At 70.3% G+C, this 2,677-nt stretch carries 2 protein-coding genes and 1 pseudogene; all 3 read left to right on the forward strand.

Going from position 1 to position 2,677, the window contains the following annotated elements:
- Positions 1-1,176, forward strand: a 1,176-nt coding sequence (locus AC1DVT_RS19365; RefSeq protein ID WP_477390931.1) for a type III PLP-dependent enzyme domain-containing protein, incomplete at its 5' end; no start/stop codon positions are given.
- On the forward strand, positions 1,173-2,486 hold the full coding sequence (locus AC1DVT_RS19370) for a D-arabinono-1,4-lactone oxidase (RefSeq protein ID WP_477390933.1): 1,314 nt from the start codon (positions 1,173-1,175) through the stop codon (positions 2,484-2,486). The genes AC1DVT_RS19365 and AC1DVT_RS19370, both read left to right, overlap by 4 nt.
- 61 nt (positions 2,487-2,547) lie before the next feature.
- Positions 2,548-2,677: pseudogene (locus AC1DVT_RS19375) on the forward strand (LemA family protein); the annotation flags it as partial.

Genomic DNA, 2,677 nt, shown 5'->3' on the forward strand with positions numbered 1-2,677 from the left:
ACCTACTGGGGTGCGCTCACCGCAGCCACCGCCGATCTGTCCGGTCCGATCGCGACGCTGAGCATTCCCGCGATGCGCTACAACGCGCTCGACATGGTGGTGCGCTCCGGCGGCGTGCCCATCCGCGTCGCGAGCAAGTCGATCCRCGTGCGCGAGATCATCGATGCGACGCTGGCGCTGCCGGGCTACGCGGGCATCCTCGCGTTCACACTGCCCGAGGCGCTCTGGCTCGCCGAGACCCACGACGACGTCGTTCTGGGGTACCCGACCGCCGATCGCGCCGCCATCGCCCAGCTGGCGGCCGACGAGCACGCCGCCTCCCGCGTCACCCTCATGGTCGACGACATCGCCCAGCTCGACCTCATCGATGCGATCGTCCCGCCGACGCGGCGCGCCGTGCTGCGCCTCGCGATCGACGCCGACGCGTCCTGGAACGCCCCTGCGCCGCTCGGCCACATCGGCGTGTACCGGTCGCCGGTGCACTCGCCGGCCGAGGTCTCGAACCTCGCCAGGCTCATCGCCGACCGCCCCGGCTTCTCCCTCGTCGGCCTGATGATGTACGAGGCCCAGATCGCAGGACAGCCCGACGCCACCGGCTCAGGCGATTCGATCATGCGCTGGATGAAGGGTCGGTCGGGAAGCGAGCTGCTCGACCGCCGCGCGGCGATCGTGCGCGCGGTGAACGCGATCGCGCCCCTCGAGTTCGTCAACGGCGGCGGCACCGGTTCCCTCGAGTACACGGCATCCGATCGCGCCGTCACCGAGGTGACCGCCGGCAGTGGCCTGCTCGTCGGCCACCTGTTCGACGGCTACCGCGCCTTCGACCCGGCGCCCGCGGCGGCGTTCGCGCTCGAGGTCGTGCGCAAGCCGGCCCGTGACATCGCGACAGTCCTCGGCGGCGGCTGGATCGCCTCCGGGCCTGCGCTCGCCTCCCGTCAGCCTGCACCGGTGTGGCCTCAGGGCCTGGCCATGATGCCGCGCGAAGGCGCCGGCGAAGTGCAGACCCCGCTGCGCGGCGAGGCCGCCCGCGACCTCAAGGTCGGCGACCGCGTGTGGTTCCGGCATGCCAAGAGCGGTGAGCTCTCCGAGCGCGTGGACCGCTTCCACCTCATCGACGGCGATCGGCGCGTCGGCGAGACGCCCACCTACCGCGGTGAAGGGAAGGCCTTCCTGTGACCCGTCCTGGTGGTACGTGGCAGAACTGGGGCCGATCCGAAAGCGTGCGGCCGCAGCGCGTGGAGCGCCCCGACTCCATCGAGGCGGTGCGTCGGTCGGTCCTGTCCGCGCGCGCGAAGGGGCTGCAGGTCAAAGCGGTCGGCGCCGGCCACAGCTTCACCGGGATCGCGGTGGCGCCCGGCGTGCTGCTCGAGCTCGACGACCTGAGCGGTGTCGTGAATGTCGACCGCGAGAGGTCCCGGGTCACGCTCCTCGCCGGGACCCGCCTGCACCAGATCCCCGCGCTCCTTGCGCCGTTCGGCCTGGCCATGCAGAACCTCGGCGACATCGACCGGCAGTCGATCTCCGGCGCCATCTCGACCGGCACGCACGGCACCGGTGCCCGGTTCGGCGGCATCGCGACCCAGGTCGTCGGCGTCACGCTGGTCACGGCAGCCGGTGACCTCCTCGTCGTCGACGAGCACCAGAACACCGAGATGCTTCCCGCGGTGGTCGTCGGTCTCGGCGCGCTCGGCATCTTGGTCGAGGTCACGATCCAATGCGTCCCCGCGTTCGTGCTGCACGCCGTCGATCACCCCGAGGCGCTGACTGACGTGCTGGCGACGCTCGACGAGCGCGCGAGCACGCCGGACCACTTCGAGTTCTACTGGTTCCCGCACACCGAGGTCGCCCTCACCAAGGTGAACACCCGGCTGCCCGCCGACGCGCCGCGGCATCCGCTCCCGCGCGTCGGCAAGTGGATCGACGAGGAGCTGCTCTCGAACGGCCTCTATCGCGCGGTCTGCGCGACCGGCACCGCCTTCCCCGGCATCGTGCCCGGCGTCAGCCGGCTCGCGGTCAAGCTCACCGGCAATCGGGAGTACACGGACGCCTCGACCCGCGTGCTCACCCAGAACCGCGACGTCCGCTTCCGCGAGATGGAGTACGCCCTTCCGGCCGAGAACGTGCGCCTCGCCTTCGAGGCGATGCACGCCCTGATCGAAGAGCGCGGCTGGAAGATCTCCTTCCCGGTCGAGGTGCGGTTCGCGGCGCCGGACGACCTGTGGATGTCGACCGCGCACGGACGCGCCTCCGGCTACATCGCCGTGCACCGCTACTGGCGCGAAGATCCGACCGAGTACTTCGAGGCCGTCGAGCAGATCATGCTCTCATTCGGCGGACGCCCGCACTGGGGCAAGATGCACACGCTGGATGCCGCGATCCTCCGGGAGCGCTACCCCCGGTTCGACGACTTCACCGCGCTCCGCGATCGCCTCGACCCCGACCGGATGTTCCAGAATCGGTATCTCGAGCGCGTTCTGGGTGCGTAAGGGCTGAGAGTCCGCCGCACGCTGTGATCCGCGCGCCTGCGCTGGTTAGGATGTGGACATGCTGGAGTGGCTTGTCCCCGTACTGATCATCGTCGCGCTCGTCGTGGTCATCGGGATCTACCTGTGGGCGACCTACAACTCGCTCGTGCAATTGAACGTGCGCGTCGACGAGGCGTGGAGCGACATCACCG

The sequence above is a fragment of the Microbacterium sp. P2_F9 genome (assembly GCF_056403635.1).